The 21924-nt window shown below is 70.6% G+C and carries 22 protein-coding genes; 5 read left to right on the top strand and 17 right to left on the bottom strand.

Going from position 1 to position 21924, the window contains the following annotated elements; translation table 11 throughout:
* Positions 1-65: 65 nt before the first annotated feature.
* From ACT1U9_RS16690 to ACT1U9_RS16680, 3 genes are all read right to left on the bottom strand, one after another.
* A complete protein-coding gene (locus ACT1U9_RS16690; protein WP_444533536.1) occupies positions 66-629 on the bottom strand; it encodes a hypothetical protein in 564 nt (187 codons plus the stop codon).
* Positions 630-746: 117 nt separating this feature from the next.
* On the bottom strand, positions 747-2285 hold the full coding sequence (locus ACT1U9_RS16685; RefSeq protein WP_444533535.1) for an alkaline phosphatase: 1539 nt from the start codon (positions 2283-2285) through the stop codon (positions 747-749).
* A 170-nt stretch (positions 2286-2455) separates the two neighbouring features.
* A complete protein-coding gene (locus ACT1U9_RS16680; protein ID WP_444533534.1) occupies positions 2456-3982 on the bottom strand; it encodes an LCP family protein in 1527 nt (508 codons plus the stop codon).
* A gap of 80 nt (positions 3983-4062) precedes the next feature.
* On the opposite strand from ACT1U9_RS16680, the gene tatA reads away from it, so the two are divergent.
* From tatA to ACT1U9_RS16665, 3 genes are all read left to right on the top strand, one after another.
* Positions 4063-4344, top strand: coding sequence for a Sec-independent protein translocase subunit TatA (tatA, locus tag ACT1U9_RS16675; RefSeq protein ID WP_444533533.1), 282 nt, complete (start codon positions 4063-4065; stop codon positions 4342-4344).
* 173 nt (positions 4345-4517) lie between these two features.
* Positions 4518-6287, top strand: coding sequence for a S9 family peptidase (locus ACT1U9_RS16670; protein ID WP_444539134.1), 1770 nt, complete (start codon positions 4518-4520; stop codon positions 6285-6287).
* A gap of 59 nt (positions 6288-6346) precedes the next feature.
* The gene (locus tag ACT1U9_RS16665; protein WP_444533532.1) at positions 6347-7117 is read left to right on the top strand and encodes an SURF1 family protein; all 771 of its coding nucleotides are present in this window, start codon (positions 6347-6349) and stop codon (positions 7115-7117) included.
* A 181-nt stretch (positions 7118-7298) separates the two neighbouring features.
* On the opposite strand, the gene ACT1U9_RS16660 is transcribed toward ACT1U9_RS16665, so the two are convergent.
* The 9 genes from ACT1U9_RS16660 to ACT1U9_RS16620 form a co-directional block, all read right to left on the bottom strand.
* Complete coding sequence (locus ACT1U9_RS16660) at positions 7299-8345, bottom strand: hypothetical protein (RefSeq protein ID WP_444533531.1); 1047 nt, start codon at positions 8343-8345, stop codon at positions 7299-7301.
* A 284-nt stretch (positions 8346-8629) separates the two neighbouring features.
* Positions 8630-9298, bottom strand: coding sequence for a SigE family RNA polymerase sigma factor (locus tag ACT1U9_RS16655; RefSeq protein WP_444533530.1), 669 nt, complete (start codon positions 9296-9298; stop codon positions 8630-8632).
* A gap of 267 nt (positions 9299-9565) precedes the next feature.
* The gene (locus tag ACT1U9_RS16650; protein WP_444533529.1) at positions 9566-10672 is read right to left on the bottom strand and encodes an aspartate-semialdehyde dehydrogenase; all 1107 of its coding nucleotides are present in this window, start codon (positions 10670-10672) and stop codon (positions 9566-9568) included.
* Complete coding sequence (locus tag ACT1U9_RS16645; protein ID WP_188276899.1) at positions 10669-11940, bottom strand: aspartate kinase; 1272 nt, start codon at positions 11938-11940, stop codon at positions 10669-10671. Before ACT1U9_RS16645 ends, ACT1U9_RS16650 begins: the two co-directional genes overlap by 4 nt.
* A gap of 408 nt (positions 11941-12348) precedes the next feature.
* Positions 12349-12594, bottom strand: a complete 246-nt coding sequence (locus ACT1U9_RS16640; protein ID WP_444533528.1) for a tetratricopeptide repeat protein — start codon at positions 12592-12594, stop codon at positions 12349-12351.
* A 135-nt stretch (positions 12595-12729) separates the two neighbouring features.
* Positions 12730-13155 (bottom strand): PIN domain nuclease, encoded by a 426-nt coding sequence (locus ACT1U9_RS16635; protein WP_444533527.1) that lies wholly within the window; start codon positions 13153-13155, stop codon positions 12730-12732.
* Positions 13152-13370 (bottom strand): hypothetical protein, encoded by a 219-nt coding sequence (locus tag ACT1U9_RS16630; protein ID WP_444533526.1) that lies wholly within the window; start codon positions 13368-13370, stop codon positions 13152-13154. The genes ACT1U9_RS16635 and ACT1U9_RS16630 overlap by 4 nt, the downstream gene beginning before the upstream one ends.
* A gap of 121 nt (positions 13371-13491) precedes the next feature.
* Complete coding sequence (locus ACT1U9_RS16625) at positions 13492-14355, bottom strand: hypothetical protein (RefSeq protein ID WP_444533525.1); 864 nt, start codon at positions 14353-14355, stop codon at positions 13492-13494.
* A 406-nt stretch (positions 14356-14761) separates the two neighbouring features.
* Entirely contained in the window at positions 14762-15796 is a 1035-nt protein-coding gene (locus ACT1U9_RS16620) for a YncE family protein (protein WP_444533524.1), read from the bottom strand.
* Positions 15797-15870: 74 nt separating this feature from the next.
* Here ACT1U9_RS16620 and ACT1U9_RS16615 point away from each other — a divergent pair, with 74 nt between their 5' ends.
* Complete coding sequence (locus ACT1U9_RS16615; protein ID WP_444533523.1) at positions 15871-16842, top strand: LysR family transcriptional regulator; 972 nt, start codon at positions 15871-15873, stop codon at positions 16840-16842.
* 54 nt (positions 16843-16896) lie between these two features.
* On the opposite strand, the gene ACT1U9_RS16610 is transcribed toward ACT1U9_RS16615, so the two are convergent.
* The 3 genes from ACT1U9_RS16610 to ACT1U9_RS16600 form a co-directional block, all read right to left on the bottom strand.
* Positions 16897-17556 carry a DUF5063 domain-containing protein gene (locus tag ACT1U9_RS16610; RefSeq protein WP_444533522.1) on the bottom strand — a complete coding sequence of 220 codons (660 nt, stop codon included), beginning with the start codon at positions 17554-17556 and terminating at the stop codon, positions 16897-16899.
* A complete protein-coding gene (gene recR, locus ACT1U9_RS16605) occupies positions 17549-18148 on the bottom strand; it encodes a recombination mediator RecR (RefSeq protein ID WP_188276897.1) in 600 nt (199 codons plus the stop codon). Before recR ends, ACT1U9_RS16610 begins: the two co-directional genes overlap by 8 nt.
* A gap of 129 nt (positions 18149-18277) precedes the next feature.
* Positions 18278-18613, bottom strand: a complete 336-nt coding sequence (locus ACT1U9_RS16600; protein WP_444539133.1) for a YbaB/EbfC family nucleoid-associated protein — start codon at positions 18611-18613, stop codon at positions 18278-18280.
* A 327-nt stretch (positions 18614-18940) separates the two neighbouring features.
* On the opposite strand from ACT1U9_RS16600, the gene ACT1U9_RS16595 reads away from it, so the two are divergent.
* Positions 18941-19669: an SLATT domain-containing protein gene (locus ACT1U9_RS16595; RefSeq protein ID WP_444533521.1), complete on the top strand. Its 729-nt coding sequence runs from the start codon at positions 18941-18943 to the stop codon at positions 19667-19669.
* Between the two features lie 450 nt (positions 19670-20119).
* On the opposite strand, the gene ACT1U9_RS16590 is transcribed toward ACT1U9_RS16595, so the two are convergent.
* Both ACT1U9_RS16590 and ACT1U9_RS16585 read right to left on the bottom strand, forming a co-directional pair.
* On the bottom strand, positions 20120-20974 hold the full coding sequence (locus ACT1U9_RS16590; RefSeq protein WP_444533520.1) for a class I SAM-dependent methyltransferase: 855 nt from the start codon (positions 20972-20974) through the stop codon (positions 20120-20122).
* Between the two features lie 96 nt (positions 20975-21070).
* Positions 21071-21721, bottom strand: a complete 651-nt coding sequence (locus ACT1U9_RS16585; RefSeq protein WP_188276894.1) for a hypothetical protein — start codon at positions 21719-21721, stop codon at positions 21071-21073.
* Between the last annotated feature and the right edge of the window lie 203 nt (positions 21722-21924).

Genomic DNA, 21924 nt, shown 5'->3' with positions numbered 1-21924 from the left:
GCGACATCTACGCGATCACGAACCCCGAGAACCTCGCAGGTGCGGCGTCGACTGCGCTCTGAGGTCTACTCGTTGACCAGCACCGGAATCGACAGGACCGCGCTCGCCGGGGTCCCCGTCAGCGGGGTCTTCGGCGCGGCCGTGAAGTCGATTCCGGCACCCTCCGCGCGGGGGCCCGCGTGCCCGGGGCTCCCGTGCGCGGCCTCGCCCGCCTCACCCTCCTCCGCGTACTGGAAGCTGCCGGTGCCGACCAGACGGCCGCGCTCGTCGTAGAAAGCGGCGCGCAGTTCGAGCGCGAGCACATCGCTCACGTCGGAGGTGATGGCGAAGTGGCCGGTGACGGACGGCTTGTCACCGCTCAGCTTGAGAGAGGTCACCTTCACCCGGTCCGTGAACGGGCCCTGTTCCATGCTTACTTCGCCCTTCGCCGGGATCTTGGCGAGGGTTGCTGCAGGTGACGGGGCCGGGCGGGGTGCGGGGAAGGTCACGGCCGGGGCCGCCGCCTGATCGGCCCGGACGGCCTGCTGCCCATTGTCGGTCTTGTCTCCGGTGCCGCCGGACCCCGAGCACGCGGTGGTGAGGGCGAGCGCGGCCAGGGCGAGCGCGGCCGGGCGGATCAGACGGTTCACTGCGTTCTCCTACGAATGGAGTGGGTCAACTGGCGCTCAGCAGGCGCCCGTTGGGCGATGTTTCACGTGAAACAGCCCGTTTCACGTGAAACATCGCCCGGAGATCGGTACTTGGCGTCAGCCGCGCGGTGCCGTGCCGAACAGCGAGCGGTACATCTTTCCGTACAGCTCGGTGTTGATCTGGCTAGCCGCGAACCGCTCGGCGCCCGGCCCGTACGCGTAGATCGGCACGTCGGCGCCGGTGTGGTTGCCGGAGAGGTAGGTCAGCCAGAGGCTCGCCTCGGGGCTGCCGTCCTTGACGTTCGCCGGGTCGTCCGGCGTACGGAAGGTGGCCGGGGCGAAGTTCTTGGCGTCGCCGGAGCCGGAACCGTTGAGGATGCCGGAGGAGCGGGCCGGGTCCTTGGCGCCGGAAGTGGCGCGCGAAGGCGTCGAGTTGTTGGCCGGGTTGCCCGCGTCCACGTTGGCCGGGGGCGCGACGGCCTCGGCGTTGGTGTACGTGCCCTTCTCGATGATGTTGAAGCCCGCGCACTCGTGGTCGGCGGTCACGATGACCAGCGTGTGCCCGTCCTTCTTGGCGAAGTCGTACGCGGCCTTGACCGCGTCGTCGAACGCCTTGACCTCGGCGAGCGTCTGCGCCGCGTCGTTGGCGTGCGAGCGCTTGTCGATCTGGGCGCCCTCGATCTGGAGGAAGAAGCCCTTCTTGGAGCGCCCGTCGAGCAGGTCGATCGACTTCTTCGCCATGTCGGCGAGCGTCGGCTCCTTCTTCTGCGGGGCGTCCGCCGGGAGCCCGGCCTTGGCCTGCTCGACGGTGAGGTTGCCGCGGTTGAAGAGGCCGACGACCTTCTTGCCCTTGACCGCGTCGAGGTCGGCCTTGGTGGCGACCTTCTGGCTCGCGGCGGTCTGGGCGGGCAGGCTCGGGTCGCCGAAGCTGCCGAGCACCTGATAGCCCTGGGCCTGGAGCGCCTTCTGGTCGTCGGGCTCGAAGCGGGCGAGGCCGCCGCCGAGGACGACGTCTGCGGTGCCGTTGCGGGCGATCTGCTCGGCGACCGGGGTGATCAGGGTCTTGTCGGCCGGGGCCTTCTCGTAGCTGCCGTCCGCGTTCTTGGGCAGGCAGGCCGCGTCCGAGTACACCGGGCCCTGGCAACCGCGCAGCAGCACATGGCTGAACTGGGCGGCCGGGGTCGCGTCGGTGATCTCGGCGGTCGACACGTTGCCGGTGGCGAAGCCCGCCTTCTTGGCCTGCTCCATGAGCGTGGCGCGGCGCTTCTCGTACGCGTCCACGCCGAGCGCGGCGTTGTAGGTCTTCACGCCGGACGACCAGGCGGTGGCGGAGCTGGCCGAGTCGGTGACGAGCGCGGGCTGGTTGGTGCCCTTCTCCACGGCGTACGTGGCGACCGCGCCGGTGTAGGGCAGGCGCTCCATATTGAGCTTGCCCTGGGCGCCGTAGTAGCGCTCGCGGCCGGCGGTGACATGGGTGCGCCCCATGCCGTCGCCGAGGAGGTAGATGACGTTGTGGATCTGCCCGCCCTTGCCCGGGAACGGGTGACCGCCGTGCTGCGGGGCGGAGTTGGCCGTGACGGCGCTGCCCGCCGCGACGGCGGAGGCCAGCGCCACCACCGTCAGCGCCTTGCGGGGCTTGTGTCCCATGGGTCTCATGGCCGCGAAGCTATGAGCCGAATGTGAACGAGTTGTGAGGCGCGGGCGTACGGCGGACGAACTGCTTTACCCGTCCTTGGGGTTGCTTTACCCGAACGAAAGGCTTGATCCGTACGGGCTGAGGGCTTTATCCGGACAAGCCAAGGCGCTTGTCCGGACGAGCGGCCGGATCACCCGTACGAGAGGTTGGAGCAGACGCTGTCGTCGGCCGAGCGGGCCTTCGCGGCGACCTCGGACGGTACGGCGGTGGGGGTGGCGGCCGGGGTCGCCGTCGGGTCGGCGGCGTACTTCGAGCCCAGGATGACGCTGAGCCCGGGGGCCTTGGCCGAGCGCAGCAGCGCGCCGGGGAAGCGCTGGGCGAGGGCGTCGGCGTGGGCCTTGTCGTTCGGCCCGTACTCGATGACCGTGTGCACGAAGTCGTGGGTGGCGGCGGTCGCGGTGCCGGTGACCGTGTAGCCGCCCGCCTTCAGGGCGTCGGCGCCGCGGCTCGCGAGGCCCTTGACGGTGGTGCCGTTGTAGACAGCGACCGAGATCCCGGCGCCGGACGGCGGGGTGGGGCTCGGGCTCTTGGCGTTGACGTCCTCCTGCTTGCCCTCGCCGCTCTTGCCGCCCGCGTCCTTGCCGTCGACGGTCCGGTCCGCGCGCAGCGCCGCGAACAGGGCGTCGGCCTGCGGCTTCACCACGGCCACGCGCGCGCCCTCGTAACGCCAGGGCAGGGTGACGAACTTGGTGTTGTGCAGATCGATGTTGCGCATCGACATCGCGAAGGAGATCAGCTTGTCGGCGGAGCCGAGGCCCGGGTCGACGGTCATCGACTTGGTGGCGGCCTGGGCGAGCGGCAGCAGGTGCGTCGGGCTGAAGCCCTGCGACTTGACCTTCTTCATGAGGCTGGAGATGAACGCCTGCTGGCGCTGGATACGGCCGATGTCCGAGCCGTCGCCTATGCCGTGACGGATGCGTACGTAGTCGAGCGCCTTCTGGCCGGAGACGTCCTGGACGCCCTTGTCGAAGATCTTCTCGCCACGCGAGTGGCGGTTGGGGTTGAGGTCGCCCTCGTACACGTCCTTGGGCAGGCACACCTGGACGCCGCCGACGGCCTGGGTCATCTTGGCGAAGCCCGCGAAGTCCACGACGACGGTGTGGTCGACGCGCAGACCGGTCAGCTTCTCGACGGTGTTCTGGGTGCAGGCCGGGTTGCCCTTGATGGTGTCGCCGACCGAGAACGCCGAGTTGAACATCACATTGTGCTGTTCCTTGGTCCACTGGCCGTTCGGCAGCTTGCAGGGCGGCACGTCGACCAGGGAGTCGCGGGGTATGGAGACCGCCGTGGCGTGCTTGTGGTCGGCGTGGACGTGCATCAGGAACGCGGTGTCCGAGCGGCCGATGTCGCCCTGGCCGTGGCCGTACTGGACGTTGTCCCCGGCGCGTGAGTCGGAGCCTATGACCAGCACGTTCTGGCCCTTGGTCGAGGCAGCCGGGCGGTCGCCGGAGACGCCGCCGTCGTCGAAGGTGTTGATGTTCCCGTTGAGCTGGAAGTAGAGCCAGCCGGCCCCGGCCACGGCGAGCACGACGAACGACACCACAACAGCCAGCGCCAGCCGCACACCGCGGCGCCGGCGCTTGCGGACAGGCGGCGCGTCGGCGCCACCTCCCCGACCGCCGCCGCGCGCGTGTCCCGCCTTGTGGCTGCCTGCCATCCGTACGCCCTCATCCGTGTCATGTTGGTTGTACAGTTGCGCAATGTAGCAAGTCTCGCTGAGAACGGGAGGACCACGGGATGTTCCTGCGCAATGGCCTTGAGCCCTGGCATCTGCTGATCGTTGCGGTGGTGCTGATCCTGCTCTTCGGCTCCAAGAAGCTCCCCGACACCGCGAGGGCGCTGGGCAAGTCGCTGCGGATCCTCAAGAGCGAGACGCGGGCGATGAAGGAGGAGTCGACGGACGCGGGAGCGGCGCCGGGCCCGGCCGCCGAGGCCACGCCCCGCACGATCCCGTCGACGCCCGTCGACCAGCACGCCGCTCCGGCCCAGCCGCACCACACCACGGCACCGGGCGCCTGACCCGGAACGCACCGGGGACCCGCCCCGGAACCTGACGAGACGTCACGGCCGACGCCCACCCGGGCGGGCCGTGACGTCTGTCACATCACCCCGGTGTCCGGGAGTTGTCCACAGGCTGCGGAGGCCGTCGGCGGTTTGTCGGCGGCTCGGCGCATGATGGGTCCATGAACGAGATGCCGGAGTGGGAGAAGCGGTTCCGGGCGCCCAGGGTCGGGCTGCCCGACTGGGCGGAGGACGCCCCGGACCGCTCGCTGTTCGTGTCGAACGCGACGGGGACGTACGAGCTGTACGCATGGGACCGGGCGACCGGCGCCCAGCGCCAGGCGACGGACCGGCCGAACGGGACGACGGACGGGGTGCTGACGCCCGACGGCGAGTGGATCTGGTGGTTCAGCGATACCGACGGCGACGAGTTCGGTGTGTGGCTGCGCCAGCCCTTCGGCGGGGGCGACGACGAGCCGGCCGTACCGGGTCTTGAGCCCTCCTACCCCGGTGGTCTCGCGCTCGGCCGGGACGGCACGGCGGTGGTCGGCCGCTCCACCGACGAGGACGGCTCGACGATCCATGTCGCACGGCCCGGCGCCGCGCCCGTGGAGATCTACCGGCACCGCGAGTCGGCCGGAGTGGGCGATCTCTCGCACGACGGCACGCTGATCGCCATGGAGCACACCGAGCACGGCGACGCGATGCACTCGGCGCTGCGCGTGGTGCGGCTCGACGGCTCGACGGCCGCCGAGCTCGACGACACCCAGGGCGGCACCCACGAGCTCGGCCTGGAGGTCCTCGGCTTCGCGCCGCTGGCCGGGGACACCCGCCTGCTGATCGCGCACCAGCGACGGGGCCGCTGGGAGCCCATGGTGTGGGACGTGGCGACCGGCGAGGAGATCGACCTCGCCCTCGAACTGCCCGGCGACGTCTCGGCGGAGTGGTACCCGGACGGCTCGGCGCTGCTCGTCATGCACAGCTTCGAGGCCCGCAGCGAGCTGTTCCGCTACGACCTGGCGGCCCCCGAGCTGATCGAGGTCGAGACCCCGGCCGGCTCCGTGTCCGGCGCCACCGCCCGGCCCGACGGTTCCGTGGAGTACCTGTGGTCGTCGGCGGCGCGCCCCTCCGAAGTGCGCTCCACCACCGGCAAGATCGTCCTCGATCCCCCGGGGATGAAGGCGCCCGGTTCGGTCCCGGTGCGGGACGCGTGGGTGGAGGGCCCCGGCGGCCGGATCCACGCGCTGGTCCAGCAGCCCTCGGGCGAGGGCCCGTTCCCGACCGTCTTCGAGATCCACGGCGGCCCCTCCTGGCACGACAGCGACGCGTTCGCTGCGGGCCCGGCGGCCTGGGTGGACCACGGGTACGCGGTGGTGCGCGTCAACTACCGCGGCTCCACGGGGTACGGGCGGGAGTGGACAGACGCGCTCAAGCACCGGGTCGGGCTCATCGAGCTGGAGGACATCGCGGCGGTCCGTGAGTGGGCCGTCTCCTCGGGCCTCGCCGACCCGTCGCGGCTGGTCCTGGCGGGCGGCTCCTGGGGCGGCTATCTGACCCTGCTCGGCCTCGGCACCGAGCCGGACGCGTGGGCGCTCGGGCTCGCCGCGGTGCCGGTCGCGGACTACGTGACGGCGTACCACGACGAGATGGAGGCGCTGAAGGCGATGGACCGCACGCTGCTCGGCGGCACCCCGGAGGAGGTCCCGGAGCGCTTCGAGGCGTCCTCGCCGCTGACGTATGTGGACGCGGTGAAGGCCCCCGTCTACATCTCGGCGGGCGTCAACGACCCGCGCTGCCCGATCCGCCAGGTCGAGAACTACGTGGACCGCCTCGCGGCCCGGGGCGCGGTGCACGAGGTGTACCGGTACGACGCGGGACACGGCTCGCTGGTGGTGGAGGAACGGATCAAGCAGGTCAGGCTGGAGCTGGAGTTCGCGGGGAGGCATCTGGGCATCGGCTGAGCGGGCCCGAGCCCGTACCCCGTGACCGGCACGCCGGGAGGGTTCCGTACCGTGGGGGTGTGTACCGGTTCCTGCTGACCCCTCGCTGGTGGGGGATCAACGTCTTCGTCCTGCTGGCGATCCCGTTCTGCGTGTTCATGGGGTCCTGGCAGCTCGGCCGCTTCGAGGACCGTGTGCAGTCGCACAACGCGGCCGAGAAGCAGCCCGGCGCCGCCGAGCAGAAGGCCGTGCCGCTGCGGGAGCTGCTGCCGGTGGACCAGAAGACGTCCGGCCGGGCGGCGACGGCGACCGGGAAGTACGGCGAGCAGTTCCTGGTGCCGGACCGCCAGGTCGACGGCAAGAGCGGCTCGTACGTGCTGACGCTGCTGCGTACCGACGGCGGCAAGGCGCTGCCCGTCGTACGCGGCTGGCTGCCCAAGGGCACCAACGCGCCCGCGCCGCCGACCGGCGAGGTCACCGTCGCCGGCGCGCTCCAGGCGTCGGAGACGCCCGGCACGGACGGCGTGAACGCGTCGGGCGGGCTCCCCAAGGGCCAGCTCGGCATGATCAGCGCGGCGTCGCTGGTCAACCTGGTGCCGTACGAGGTGTACGACGGCTGGGTCACGCTGACGAAGGCCGACCCCGGAATGAAGCCCGTCCCGGCCGCCAAGCCCCAGAACACCGGCCTGGACCTCAAGGCCTTCCAGAACCTCGGCTACACCGGCGAGTGGTTCGTCTTCGCAGGCTTCGTGCTCTTCATGTGGTTCCGCCTGCTGCGCAGGGAGGCGGAGGCGGCAGAGGACGCGGCACTGGGGCTGAGCCCAGAGACGGCCTCAACCCCGGTCCGCTAGGGGCACGGGGCTCGGCCTGAGGCTCAAGACGCCCCGAACCCCAACCCCTTAGGGGCGCGGGGAACTGCGCGACCAGCCACGCACGGTCCGCAGACGAAACCCGCACCCCCGGAAGGGCCCACCCTGCAAGACAGCTCCTCCCCCTCCGAGAGGAGCCGTCCGCAAGGGGCCCGCGAGGGCGCTAGGGGGCAGCCGGGACGGGGGCGGCAAGCACCCCGGTCCGATAGATCGTCCCGGCACACGCATTCGGAATCGTCGCCTCGGCAGAAGGCGCACCCGGCTCGGCGACATGCGTCACCGCAACCTTCCCGTCCGAGGAGACGGTGGGCGTCCCGGGATCACCAGCCCCCAGCTGGGTCTGCGCACCGGACGGCGTCCCACCACCCGCACCACTGGTCGAGCCATTGGGCGTGGCCGGGGACGTGGACGGCGCAGGCGAAGGCAGCGGCTTCGGACACGTCTCGGACGGCACCCACGCGAACTTCACCTCGTACGCAGCCGCAGGCTTGAGCACCAGCCCCGTCGCCTCCTGCGAAGGATCGGGCAGCCCGGCCGCCGGATCGCCCGAGGCGTGGTCGACCACGCTGATCCGGGACGCGTCGGCCGCCCCCAGCGCCTGGAAGTTGACCTTGCCCGCGCCGCTGACCTGGCAGAGCGAGTGCGAGACATTGGCGACGCGGAACGTGCCGTAGACCTTCCCATCCGCATCCGGCTTGGTGACCTTCGCGTACTTCACGCCGAGTTCGGTCGCGTCGCAGACCGGTGACCCTGGGACGGCGGGCCCGCCGACAGGCCCGCTCGCACCGGCGGCGGACGCGCCCGGCGGCGTCGTGCCGCTCGCCGAGGGCTTCACGGTCGAGCCGGGCACCGAGCTCGGGGTCATCCGGCCGGAGGGCTTCTCGGCCCCCCGTCCACCGCCCTCCACACCCGGCGCGGCGCCGGTGCCGCCCTGGTCCTGTTGGCCGTGTCCGGCGATGGCGGGCCGGTCCTCGGAGGAGGAAGAGGTGTTGGCGACGTGCAGGAACGCGGGGATCGCGGTGCCGATCAGGAGCGCCGCGGCGACCGCGCCGACCACGGCCTGCCGTTTGCGGGCCTGGCGCGCCGGGACGGCCCGGCGCAGCTGGTCCAGGGCTCCGTCGGCGGGCTCCATGCCGTCGACCGCGCCGTGCAGCAGCCGCCGCAGCGCGAGTTCGTCCGGCGTGAGGCCAGGTGGGAAGGGGTCGTTCACAATTCCGTTTCCAGTCCGGTCGTCCAGAGGGCGGTCGGGCCCGTACGTACTCTCCCCGTGATCCCCGTCGAAACCGGGATACCCGTGCTCCCGGCGCACGTCCCCACGTACGCCGTGGTCCTCGCGGACACCGTCGTCACCGCGCACGTCCCCACGTACGCCGTCGTCCCAACGGACACCATCAGGCCCACGCAGCCCGTCGTCCCCATGGACACCGTCAGACCCCTGCACACCGTCCTCGCGACGACGGCCCGCCTCCCCGAATCCCCAGTTCCGCCGGGCGCTCATGCCGGGGCCTCCATGGCTATCCGGAGCGCCGCGATCCCCCGCGAGCCGTACGCCTTCACCGAGCCCAGGGATATCCCGAGCGTCTCGGCGACCTGCGACTCGGTCATGTCCGCGAAGTAGCGCAGCACCAGGACCTCGCGCTGGCGGCGCTGGAGGCCGCGCATGGCCTTGATCAGGGCGTCGCGCTCCAGCTGGTCGTACGCGCCCTCCTCCGCGCTCGCCATGTCCGGCATCGGCTTGGAGAGCAGCTTCAGCCCGAGGATGCGGCGGCGCAGCGCCGAGCGGGACAGGTTGACGACGGTCTGGCGCAGATACGCGAGCGTCTTCTCGGGGTCGCGCACGCGCGAGCGGGCCGAGTGGACGCGGATGAACGCCTCCTGGACGACGTCCTCGCACGAGGCGGTGTCATCCAGCAGCAGGGCGGCGAGGCCGAGGAGCGAGCGGTAGTGCGCGCGGTACGTCTCGGTGAGGTGGTCGACGGTGGTACCCGCAGCCATGAGGTCGTCAGCGCCCTCGCGGGTCGAGGACTGCGCGGGCACCCGGGTGGGGCGCGCCGCCGGCATGGGGGCGATCACCGGCATGCCGCCGGGCGTGCGCGGCCGCCGGAGCGGGCGCACCATCGCGCCCCGCACCGGAAGCGCGGTGATGTCGAGTACCTCTGCCACGCCAGTTGGACACGCTTCCCCCCGTCAGGGTTGTACGCGTACGACACCGTTTTTGACAGTGCGACAAATGCCCTCATGCGTACTCGCTCTTCCCCAATGCCCCAATATTTACGGCACCTTGAATGGGCGACCGCATAGACGCTCCATGCCGGGCTGCCGGTTGCAGGGACACGGAAATGAATCGTGTAACAGGGCAACGGCGCAGTTCAAGTGGTACAGACCAGCGACTTGCTCACAGAGCGTTCACAGATCCTACAAAGTTCGTGGCTACTTTGCCGCAGAGTTGCCCGCAGAGTTCTCCGTGGAGTTCATGCGCTGTTCCGCCGTGAATTCGCCCGCCGCGAGTTCCGCGATCTGCGCGGCGTTCAGGGCCGCGCCCTTGCGGAGGTTGTCGCTGCAGACGAACAGGTCGAGGGCGTGCGGATCGTCCAGCGAGCGCCGCACCCGGCCGACCCAGGCCGGGTCGGTGCCGACCGAGTCCGCGGGTGTCGGGAAGTCGCCCACCGCCGGGTTGTCGAAGAGGACGACGCCCGGGGCGGTCGCCAGGATCTCGTTCGCCCGCGCCACCTCGACCTCGTTCTCGAAGCGGGCGTGCACGGAGACCGAGTGGGTGGTGACGACCGGGACCCGTACGCAGGTCGCGGCGACCGCCAGGCGCGGCAGATCGAGCACCTTGCGGGTCTCGTCGCGCAGCCCCAGCTCCTCGGTCGACCAGCCGCCGTCGGCCGGATCGCCCGACCACGGCACCACATTGAGCGCGACCGGCGCGGCGAACGGCCCGGTGTCCTCGCCCACGGCCCGGCGCACATCGCCGGGCGCGGTGCCCAGTTCCGTACCGGCGACGAGGGAGAGCTGGTCGCGCAGGGTCGCGACGCCGGCCCGCCCGGCTCCGCTGACGGCCTGATACGTGGAGACGACGAGCTCGCTGAGCCCGTACTCGGCGTGCAGCGCGCCCACCGCCACGATCAGCGCGAGCGTCACACAGTGCGGGGACGCCACGATGCCGCGCGGCCGCAGCCGTACGGCATGGGGGTTGACCTCGGGCACCACCAGCGGCACCGACGGGTCCATCCGGAAGGCCGCCGAGGTGTCCACGACCACCGCGCCCTTGGCGGCGGCGACCGGCGCCCACTGGGCGGCGACCGGTTCGGGCACCAGGAAAACGGCCACATCGACACCGTCGAGGGCTTCCTCGGTGAGCGCCCGGACCTCGGTGTCCTCGCCGCGCACGGCGAGCACGCGGCCCGCCGAGCGCGGGGAGGCGATCAGCCGGATCTCGCCCCAGACGTCCGCGTGCTGGGACAGGATCTGGAGCAGCACCGCGCCGGCGCCCCCGGTCGCTCCGACGACCGCGAGCGCCGGCTTGCGGGTCATCGTCCGGTGCCTCCGTAGACCACGGCCTCGTCGGAGTCGGAGTCCAGGCCGAAGGCGGAGTGCACCGCGCGGACGGCCTCGTTGACGTCGTCGGCGCGGGTGACCACCGAGATACGGATCTCGGACGTCGAGATCAGCTCGATGTTGACCCCGGCGTCGCTGAGCGCCTCGAAGAACCCGGCCGTGACGCCCGGGTTCGTCTTCATACCGGCGCCGACCAGCGAGATCTTGGCGATCTGGTCGTCGTAGCGCAGCGACTCGAAGCCGATGGTGCCCTTGGCCCGCTCCAGCGCGTCGATGGCCTTGCGGCCCTCGGCCTTGGGCAGGGTGAAGGAAATGTCCGTCAGCCCGGTCGACGCGGCCGACACGTTCTGGACGACCATGTCGATGTTGATCTCGGCGTCCGCGATGGTACGGAAGATGGCCGCGGCCTCGCCGGGCTTGTCGGGGACGCCGACCACCGTGATCTTCGCTTCGGAGACGTCGTGGGCGACTCCGGAGATGATGGCGTGCTCCACCTGCTGATCCCCTCGCGGTTCGTTGCTGACCCAGGTGCCCTGCAGCCCGCTGAAGGACGAGCGCACATGGATCGGAATGTTGTAACGGCGTGCGTACTCGACGCAGCGGTGCAGCAGCACCTTGGAGCCGGACGCGGCCAGCTCCAGCATGTCCTCGAAGGAGATCCAGTCGATCTTCCGGGCCTTCTTCACGACCCGGGGATCGGCGGTGAACACGCCGTCGACATCGGTGTAGATCTCGCACACCTCGGCGTCCAGCGCCGCGGCGAGGGCGACGGCGGTCGTGTCCGACCCGCCGCGCCCGAGCGTGGTGATGTCCTTGGAGTCCTGGCTGACGCCCTGGAACCCGGCCACGATCGCGATGTTGCCCTCGTCGAGCGCGGTGCGAATGCGCCCCGGCGTGACATCGATGATCCGCGCTTTGTTGTGGACCGAGTCGGTGATGACGCCGGCCTGGCTGCCCGTGAACGACTGGGCTTTGTGGCCCAGGTTTTTGATCGCCATGGCCAGAAGTGCCATGGAGATCCGCTCTCCGGCGGTCAGCAGCATGTCGAATTCCCGGCCGGTCGGCATCGGAGATACCTGCTCGGCGAGATCGATCAACTCGTCCGTCGTGTCGCCCATCGCGGAAACCACGACGACCACCTGGTGGCCGTTCTTCTTGGCTTCCACGATCCGCTTGGCGACGCGCTTGATGCCCTCGGCATCGGCAACGGAGGAGCCTCCGTACTTCTGCACGACAAGGCCCACGTGCGCTCCTCGCTCAGTCCATTACTGCGGTCGGCTCAGTCTAACGAGCGGGCCGGATCCGCCCGGGTGGTGCCACATCGTGAGATGTCCCGCTCACGACATGATCTTGGTGGGGGGAACCCCGGAAAGCCCCGGACCCGCCCCGCTCGCGCCGGGTCCCCTGCCCCGCCCCACCAGGGGGTACGCGTGGGTGTGGGCGGGGTCACAGGGCGGGGTCGTCGGGCGCGGTGACGCGGGCCAGCTGCATGCGCACGATTCGGGTGCGCGGGTGGTCCGCACCCAGCGCGCGGGTGAGCCCGGCGCGCGCCCACCTTTGTACAGCGGCACCGTCCGCGCCGGATCGTCCGCCCCCTGTGGGGCGTGGCGAGGCTGGCCAGTGCGGTGGCGTGTCCGAATGATCCTCGCCCATCAGCCGCAGCGCTTGCGCAGCGTGGAGACTCGCTCCAGATCCCCCACCGCCTGGTAGGCGTCCACGAGATTGTTGCGCGCGGTGATGGTGTCGGGGTGGTCATCACCGAGGACGCGTTCGCGGCCAACGAGTGTCTGTTCATAGAGCGGGATGGCCCGGTCCACGACCCCGACTGCACGGTAAAGCCCGGCAAGGGTGTTACAGACGCCGAGCGCCCCGGCGTCATCGTCGCCATGAGCTGTCATCCGGTCAGACGAGCGCCACCGACCCCGCCGCCAGAAGCCCGATTCCCGCCCACAGCCACGCTCTTGGCTGCCCTGCTGCTGCCATCGGCCCATCATCGCGCCGGAGCACCGACCGTGTCCCGACAACGAGCAGCCTCACCCACCCCCGTCGGCCGACCCCGCCTCGACGACCCATCGGCTCGGATAACCGGTCAGCTCGGCGATCTGGTCGTAGTCCTGGTCATAGTGGAGGACAGTGGCCTGATGACGTTGGGCAATGGCCGCGATCACCAGATCCGCGAGCGAAAGTGCCCTGTGGTTGCCCTTCGCGATCGCCTTGTCCTGGGTCTCGACCGCGGAGTCCCACACCTCGTCGGGGCACGGCAGATAGTCGAACCCACGTAATTGCTCGCGCACCCTCCGGGCATCCTGCCCGTCGCGTGCCGAATACATGACCTCGATGTACACAGGGCCCGCGACGCAGAGCAGTCCTCGCTCATGGAGCGGATCGAGCACGTCGGCGACGGCATCCTGCTCCCAGCGCGCGAGTGCGGACTTGTCGATGAGGTATCGCTCGCTCACGCCGCCGACGACCCCTGTCCGTGCTCGTTCGGGAGGTCGTACTGCAGGGTGATCCTGCCCGACCTGATGTCGTCGATGAAGTCCTGGCGGCGCACGTACTTGGCCAGCCGCATGGCGGCCTCCTTCACCGCCTCCTCGTCCGTCTCCACACCGAACACCTTGCGCAGGTCGGCGAGGAAGTCCTCATCCATCTCGATGGTGACGTTACGGGCCATGTCAGGCTCTCTTTCCACTTCGCCACTGCGCTGCACGGGACTCTCCTCCACGATAGGTCTCCTTCTCTTGCCAGGCGCTGATGCGGTACGCCGCCACCCGGCGTCCAGGCCGGTCGGCAGGTCAGCGGTACTGCCGGTGCGCGGGCAGGAAGGTGGCGGGCACCCTCGGCCTGTCCGGCCGCACGGGCTCCGGCTCTTCCTCGCGGGAGCACTCGGGGCACAGGCCGTCGATGATCGGCGAGGTCCGTTCGTCCTCGTCACAGAGCATGCAGGCCATGATCACGCGCGTGACCCGGGCACGGCCCTTGCCCTTGGGCGTCTTCTTCGGAGGCATCTTCTTCTCCAGTCGGTTACGGGCCAGCGCCCCGGGACTGTGCACGGACTGCGGCAGGCCGGCGGTCAGTGTGCGGATGAGGTGTTCGGGTGTCGCGCCCCGCGCCAGCCACTCGGCGGCCAGGGATTCGAGGGCGACGCATTCGGCGCCGGAGAGCGTCATCTGCGGCTCGGCGCCGCCGAGTCGGGCGAGCGTCCTGTACGCGTTCGAGCGCGCGGGCTCGGCAGACTCGGCGGGTTTGGCAGGCTCAGCGTGCTCGGGCGTTCCGGCGGACGGCGGTTCCTCGTCCGCTTCCGCCTCTTCCGCCGCCCGTGCGCGGGCAAAACCCGCCCGCCGTTCCGCGGTGACGTCGATACCGTTCACACTGCGTACGAACTCCGCACACCACGCCTCCGAACGCGCGATGCGCGACCAATAAGTCCTGGTCACCCACCGCATGGAGCTGTCCTCCAGCGTGAGGTGCTCCTTCACCCGGCGCAGGTGACCGGCACGGCTGAGTTCCTTGAGCGCCACCCGGCAGCCCTGCTGGCCGTGCCCGGGGTGGTGCTTGGCGAGGGTCTTGTAGCCCATCGCCGCGCCCTCTTCGAGCGCGTCGATGAACCGGGCGATTTCGGTGCCACGCCTGGACAGATGCGCGAAGTCCGCTTCCACAGCCGGGTCTTCGTCACCCGCAAGGCGTTTTCCGTAGCCCGGATTGGCCATGGGGTGTGCGGGGGTGGGCAGTGCGGCACTAAGCTCGGCGTAAGCCACGATCGAAGTCCTTTTTCGATACGTCGGTCAGGTCTACGTTGAGCTTCGACTCAATTCGTAGACAGGCCTCGGCCCGGTGTCGTTAGCACCGGCCGGGGCCTTTCCTTTGCCGCGAACCTAGGACGCCTTTACTTTACGGCGCAAGTTGACTACGGAAAGTCACACTTGTGGGTGACGCGCTTCAACTTCTGTACAGGCATGGGTGGTTGGGGGGAGCCCCATCTCCAAAACAACAACCCAAACCCTGGTTTTGGAGCTCGGGGCTCGTGGCTCAAGCTCCGGGACGAGCTGGGGATATGGGCGGCGGTCAGGGTCGCGGGATGTACGCGAGCCCATGCGCCCCCGGCTCGCCCGTGCGCTCCACCGTGAGCGTGCGCGCCGCCTTCATCGTCGGCAGGTCCACCACTGTCACCGTGCTCGACAGCACCCCTGACACGTACGCGAGCGTGCCGTCCGGAGATGACGTGATCGTCAGGGGGAAGGCGCCCACCTCCACCTCGCCCAGCGGATCGCCCTCCGCGTCGTACACGTGCAGCAGGCCCGGGCCCTGGGTGCCCAGTGGGCCGTCGGGGCCCTCGGCCGGGCGGAGTTCGCCTGCGAGGAGCAGGCCGCCGGGTGTGACGTGGACGGGGAAGACCGTGCCCTGGGTCGGCAGCACTCGTACGACGCGGTTTGTCGCCGTGTCGATCATCCGCACCCCGGCCCCCGTCACCGCGCCCGGGCCGAACTCGCCCTTGAGCGCCGCCACATACACGTAACGGCCGTCCAGCGAAGCCGCTATGCCCTCGCTGCCCGGGACCTCGATGCGGGTCTCCAGCGCACCCGACGCGAGGTCCACTACCGAGACGAACGGGGCCTCCTTGTTGGCCGAATAGGCCCGGCGGCCGTCGGGCGTCAGCGCGAACCAGTGCGGGCCGGGGGCGTCGACGGATATCCGGCGGACCCGTTCGCGTGTCGTCGCGTCTAGGGCGATCAGTCCGCCGGGTTCGGATTCGGTCGCCTCCACCGAGACCCAGATCAGGTCACCCGACGGGTCGAGACCCAGGCCGTGCGGGGCGTGGTCGGGGGTCAGGTCGACGACGTCCACGATCCGGCGGGCATCGGCGTCGATCACCACGAGCTCGCTCGCCCGGCCCGAGTTGGCGTGGTAGTAGCCGGACTTGTACGTGATCGCCGCGTACAGCAGCCGTCGCGCCGAGTCGAAGCACAACTCGTGGGGTTCGGCGGGTACTTGGAGCACGTCCAGTACGTCGTACGTGGTCGCGTCGAAGAAGGTGATCGTCGGGCCGCTCTGGCTGACCACTGCCAGGACGTCCGTCGTGTTGGTTGCGTTGGGTGTCATGGCGTCAGCGTCTGCGGGATAGCTGATTAACTCCAGTGCAATCCCTGCATGTATTCCTTTACTCGTACGCAACTGTGCTGGCTGGGGGGCTTGTTCACGGCCTCCCCCGTGATCGGGGTCACCTCATCGAAACCGTCGTAACGCCCGCCCTCGACCTCAATCTCCTCCTCGCCCTCGACGTGCTCCTCGACGAGGAGAGCGTCACCGGCGCCGCCGCCCGGCTGCATCTGTCCGCGCCCGCGATGAGCCGGACCCTCGGGCGCATTCGCAAGGCGCTCGGCGACCCCGTGCTGGTGCGGGCGGGGCGGGGGCTCGTGCCGACTCCGTACGCCGTCGGGCTGCGGCCGCGCGTCAAGGCCGTCGTCGAGCAGGCGCGGGCCGTGCTCGCCGCCGGGCCGGTGGTCGAACCGGGCGCGCTGACGCGGACGTTCACGGTTCAGGCCAACGAGGCGGTCCTCGCCTCGTTCGCGGCCCGGCTGGTCACGGCCGTGTCCCGGCAGGCGCCCGGGGTGACCCTCACCTTCGTATCGGAGTCCCTGGAGGACGCCCCGGCGCTGCGGGACGGGCGGCTCGACCTGGAGATCGGGGTGCCCGGCCGGGCCGACCCGGAAGTGCTCAGCGAGCGGCTGGGCGAGACGCGGCTGCTCGGGGCCGTACGCGCCGGGCATCCGCTGCTCGCCCACAAGCGGATCACCGCGCGGGCGTTCGCGGCCGCCGGCCACATCGGGGTGTCGCGCAAGGGCCGGGTGCGCGGGCCGGTCGACGAACTGCTCGCCGAACTCGGGCTGCGGCGGCGGGTGTCGGCGGTGGTGCCCACGCACACCGCCGCGCTGTTCCTCTGCGCGGAGACCGATCTGGTCTGCCTCACCCCGGCCGGGACCGCCGAGCACCGCCCGGCCGCGCTCGGGCTCAGGACGTTCGAGGTGCCGCTGGAACTCCCGCCGGTCCGCATCGAGATGGCCTGGCATCCGCGCAACGACGCCGACCCGGCGCACGGGTGGCTGCGGGAGCGGGTGCGGGAGGTGTGGAAGGAGGCGGCAAGCTGAGCGTACGTACGACCAAAGAGGCGATACGTACGCTCAACTGCCCTCTACATACGGCTACTTGACCGTACGCAGGCCCAGCGGGCCCGCGATCTCCTCGGCCATCACGCGGCCCGCCTCGTCCGCCAGGGACTCCTCGGACAGGTCCTCGTCCGTGTCCAGGCCGTCCAGCTCCTCCAGGGGCTGGTTGAGGCGGACGTGGGCGACCAGGGACTGGAGGGCGCGCAGGGTGGCGGAGGCGGTGGAGCCCCAGTTGGAGAAGTAGGAGAACTGCCACCACCACAGGGCCTCGGTGGTGCGGCCCGCGCGGTAGTGGGCGAGGCCGTGGCGCAGGTCGGTGATGACGTCGGCGAGGTCGTCGGAGATGCGGCAGGCGACGGGCGCCTTGCGCGGCTCGTACGGGTCGAAGACCTCGGAGTACACGTCGATCGGTTCGAGCAGCGCCGCGAAGCGCTCGCGCAGGTCGTCGACGTCCGGCTCCGGGCCGAGGTCCGGCTCGTAGCGCTCGTCCGGGACGATGTCCTCGTGCGCGCCGAGCCGCCCGCCGGCCAGGAGCAGCTGCGAGACCTCAAGGAGCAGGAACGGCACCGCGCTGTCCGGCTCGTCACCCTTGGCCACTTCCGTGACCGCGACGATGAAGGACTCGACCTGGTCGGCGATCTGGACCGCGAAGGAGTCCGGATCCTGGTTGGCCGCGTGCAGCGTTGCGTCAGACATCGAGAAGTCGCCTTCCTTCAAAGGCCCGCCCGAGCGTGACCTCGTCCGCGTACTCCAGATCTCCCCCGACGGGGAGTCCGCTGGCCAGCCGGGTGACCTTCAGGCCCATCGGCTTGATCATCCGGGCGAGGTACGTCGCTGTCGCCTCGCCCTCCAGGTTGGGGTCGGTGGCCAGGATCAGCTCGGTGACCGTGCCGTCGGCGAGCCGGGCGAGCAGCTCGCGGATGCGCAGATCGTCCGGGCCGACGCCCTCGATGGGGCTGATGGCGCCGCCGAGGACGTGGTAGCGGCCGCGGAACTCGCGGGTCCGCTCGATCGCGACGACGTCCTTCGGCTCCTCGACGACACAGATGACGGAGAGGTCGCGGCGCGGGTCGCGGCAGATGTTGCACTGCTCCTGCTGCGCGACGTTCCCGCACACCGCGCAGAAGCGGACCTTGTCCTTCACTTCGAGCAGGGCGTGCGCGAGCCGGCGTACGTCGGTGGGCTCGGCCTGGAGGATGTGGAAGGCGATCCGCTGCGCGCTCTTGGGACCGACGCCGGGCAGCCTGCCCAACTCGTCGATGAGGTCCTGGACCACGCCTTCGTACAACGGACTGCCTCTCGTGGATCGAGTCGATCTGGTCGATCAATAGCTGGATCGATACCGTGCTTACGGTAGTTGGTGCGCGGGCGCCGCATAAGGGCGGACCCGTGCGGGTCTATCGCGTGCCTATCGGGTCTAGAACGGCAGGCCCGGCATGCCGCCGAGTCCCTGGGCCAGCGGGCCGAGCTTGTCCTGCTGGAGCTGCTGGGCGTTCTCGTTCGCGGCCTGTACGGCGGCGACGACCAGGTCGGCGAGGGTCTCGGTGTCGTCCGGGTCGACCGCCTTGGGGTCGATGACGAGGGCGCGCAGCTCACCGGAGCCGGTCACGGTCGCCTTGACCAGACCACCGCCCGCCTGGCCGTCGACCTCGGTCCGCGCGAGCTCCTCCTGCGCGCGGGCGAGGTCCTGCTGCATCTTCTGCGCCTGCTGGAGCAGCTGCTGCATGTTGGGCTGGCCGCCACCAGGGATCACGGTGCACTCCGTCTTGTCGCGTGTCATGTGCCGCTTCGGTTCCCTCCGAGCCTACGTGGTCTCCCCGGCGCCTGCCCCACAACTCTTTCGAGTGAGTCGGGCGTCGTCACCGCGCCGGATCAGGGCCCACTTACGGGGGGAAATACCGGGATATCGGGGCTGACTCCCACCATTCGGCGGTAGGAAGGGCTGATCACGGGCTGACCGCGTAACAGGTGGCTACGGACTGTTACGCAACACGACGCATACGTGACTGTACGTTACGCGTCTGAACGTCGAGAAGGTCGATTACGCAGGGTCGATTACGCACCGCGGAGGGAGCGCCGGGTGAGCCAGCCGGAGATGCAGCCCGAGGGGCTTCCGCCGGGACCGCCCCGGGACGAGGGCGACCTGACCGGACGCCCGTTCCCGCTCGGCGACTGGGGCGAGCCCGCGGAACGCCTCGACGAGCTGTACCGGTGGGTGGAGACGGGCGCGCTGCGCACGGCCGAGTGGTACCTCGCGGACCGGCTGTGGAAGCGGCGGGGCGCGCGGGTGCTGCGGGTGTGCACGGCGGCGGGTGCGATCGCCGGGGCGGGGCTGCCGCTGCTCGATGTGACGGGGGCGCTGTCGGGGGCGTCGGGGTGGGGTTACGTGTCGCTGCTGCTCGGCGCGGCGTGCCTGGCCTGCGACCGGTACTTCGGGCTCACATCCGGGTGGATGCGGGATGTGGCGACGGCGCAGGCGGTGCAGCGGCGGTTGCAGGGGCTGCAGTTCGACTGGGCGTCGGAGAGTGTGCGGGAGGTTTTGGGGCCGACGGAGGGGACGGCGAGTGAGGCGGCGGAGCGGTGTCTGGTGGTCCTTCGCCGCTTCACGGAGGACGTGACGGAGCTGGTGCGGTCCGAGACGGCGGACTGGATGGTCGAATTCCGCTCGGGCCCGGCGCCGCTGGTGATGCAGTCCCTGGCGTCGGCCACGCCCCGCCCGGACGCGGCCCCGGGCCCGGGCCGCTTCCCCCTCCCCCCGGGCACCCGTCCGAACATGCCCCGCCAACGCCCGCCGGAGCCCCCGCGCTAACCGGTTTCGCCCCCACCCCGCCCCTTCCCTAAACCCTCCGGGGGTGGGTGGGGGTGAGGGTGTGTTTCCCGGGGGCGGTGCCCCCGGACCCCAGGCGGGGCTGCGCCCCTGCACCCCCTCGGGGGCTCCGCCCCCTGAACCCCTGGCGGGGCCTGCGGCCCCTGCCCCCCGCTGGGGTGGGTGGGTACGCGGGGGCGTGCCTTCGGCCCCCTGCTGGGGTGGGTGGGTACGCGGGGCTTCGCCCCTGCGCCCCCGTTTTTCTGCGGTTCGTGCTGGGTTGCTCGCGCAGTTCCCCGCGCCCCTAAGAGGGCCCGAAGGGCCCATCAAAGGAGGGCCCGAAGGGCCCATTCAGGGGCGCGGGGAACTGCGCGATCAGCCCCCATCCAGCCGCAGACGAACACCATCCGCCGGAGGCTTTCGGGAAGGGGTGGGGTGGGGGATCCGTCCGCGTCAGCGGCGGGGGAGCAGCGTCCTCGCCAGGCGGCGGGTCAACGGCTGGCGGGGGGCCGGGGGCTTCGCCTTCGCCGTCGAGGGGGTTGCGCCCCCGTGCTTCGACTTCGGCGGCGTCGGCGGCTTCGCCTTCTTCCCGTCGATCCGGATCAGCGGAGCCCCCGCCACCTCCTCCACCCCGTGCCACATGTCCGACCGGCCGGACAGCCAGGTCAGGAGCTCCTCCCGGGCCGGGGCCGGGTCGGACCACGTGCCGTACAGCTTCGTCCCGGTGATGGCGATCGGGCGCAACCCCGTCGTGGCCACCGCACCCCACACCGCCGCCGCGACCCCCGGACAGTGCTCCGCCCGGAAGTCGTCGAACGCCACGATCCCGTCGGGGGCGATCAGCGAACGGGCCGCCTCGATGTCCCCGTGGACGTGCTCGTACAGGTGGGAGGCGTCTACGTGGATGAAGCGGCAGGACGACGCAGACACCCGGCCCGCGATCACCGACGTCGGTGCCTGGACGACCACCGGGAGATCGTCGTGGAACGACAAATAGTTCGCCTCGAAGGCACGGCGCGTCAGCGTCGCGTACGAGCGGTCCATCTCCTCGCTGTTGGGGTCGTCCGGCGCGGGCGAGTCGAACAGGTCGCAGACCGTGAACGTCTCGTCCTCGCGCAGGTACGACCCCATGAAGATCGCGCTCTTGCCCAGGTACGCGCCGAGTTCCAGCAGGTCACCGTGGAGTTCCTGGCGTTCCTGACGGGCCAGGAACCAGTCGAAGAGGAGTTGGTCGGCGGGCCAGAACCACCCCTTGACGTCGGAGAAGCGGGCCGGGGCGGCGCTCTGAGCGCTCGTCGTTTGTGCCATGGACCCGGTCCTACTCCCGCCAAGTGGCGCGGAGTTTACGGTCAGGCGTGGGGCCGATGGTGCCCCGGCGACATCCCCCACCCGACCACGAAACCCTCAGCTGAAGATGATCATAGAGCCCTGCGCCAGCGACCTCGTCGCCGCCGCGTGCAGCCCCAGCCACACGTGCCGCTCCCGTGCGAAGGGGCTCTCGTCGTACGGGATCGGGCCCGCCGGTTCTTCGAGCGAGGTCGGGCGGTCCGGCGGCGCCGGGGCCATCGGCGGGTTCGCCGGGTCTATGCCGATCGCCGGCGCCACGAACTCCAGCTCGCGCAGCAGCCCGTGCGTGGAGCCCAGCGGACCGCCCCCGGCGAGCAGTTCCTCGTTGGCGAGCGGGGAGGCGAAGTCGACGGGGACGTACGCGCCCGCGTGGTCGTAGTGCCAGACCAGATGTGACTGCTGGGCCGTCGTCTCGAACATCTCCAGGAGCTGCTCGTAGTCGCCGCCCAGCTCGTCCACCGGCGTCACCGCGAGGCGGCAGAGCTGGAGGAGGTAGGCGCGGCGCAGGAAGTGCAGCGCGTCGTAGTCGAAGCCCGCGACCGGGGCCACGTCGCCCGAGAGGCCGGGCATGTACGCGAAGACGGGCACGGGCGGCAGCCCGGCCTCGCCGAGCGCCTTGTCGTACGAGGCGATTTCCTCGGCGAACGGGTTGTCGGGGCTGTGGCACAGCACGTCGACAAGGGGGACCAGCCACAAGTCACAGGCCACGGGGCTCCTTACGAGGTCGCGATGGTCGGGACAGCGTAGTCCGCCGGGCACGCTCCGCGAAGCTCGCCCGTCAACTCAGGTGTGGGGGGCGCTTCAACGCGACGCGAAGCCATCGACTCATGCGTCCCATGCGCCCCTGTCGGCGCACCGGACCGCGCGTCCGCGCCCCCGGGTGCCCACCCGCACACCCCTCGCGCCGGGCG

The sequence above is a fragment of the Streptomyces sp. BR1 genome, assembly GCF_052373795.1.
In the GTDB taxonomy this organism is placed as follows: Bacteria; Actinomycetota; Actinomycetes; order Streptomycetales; family Streptomycetaceae; genus Streptomyces.
The sequence above is the reverse complement of the archived record's forward strand: the minus strand, read 5'-3'. Positions and strand labels throughout refer to the sequence as shown.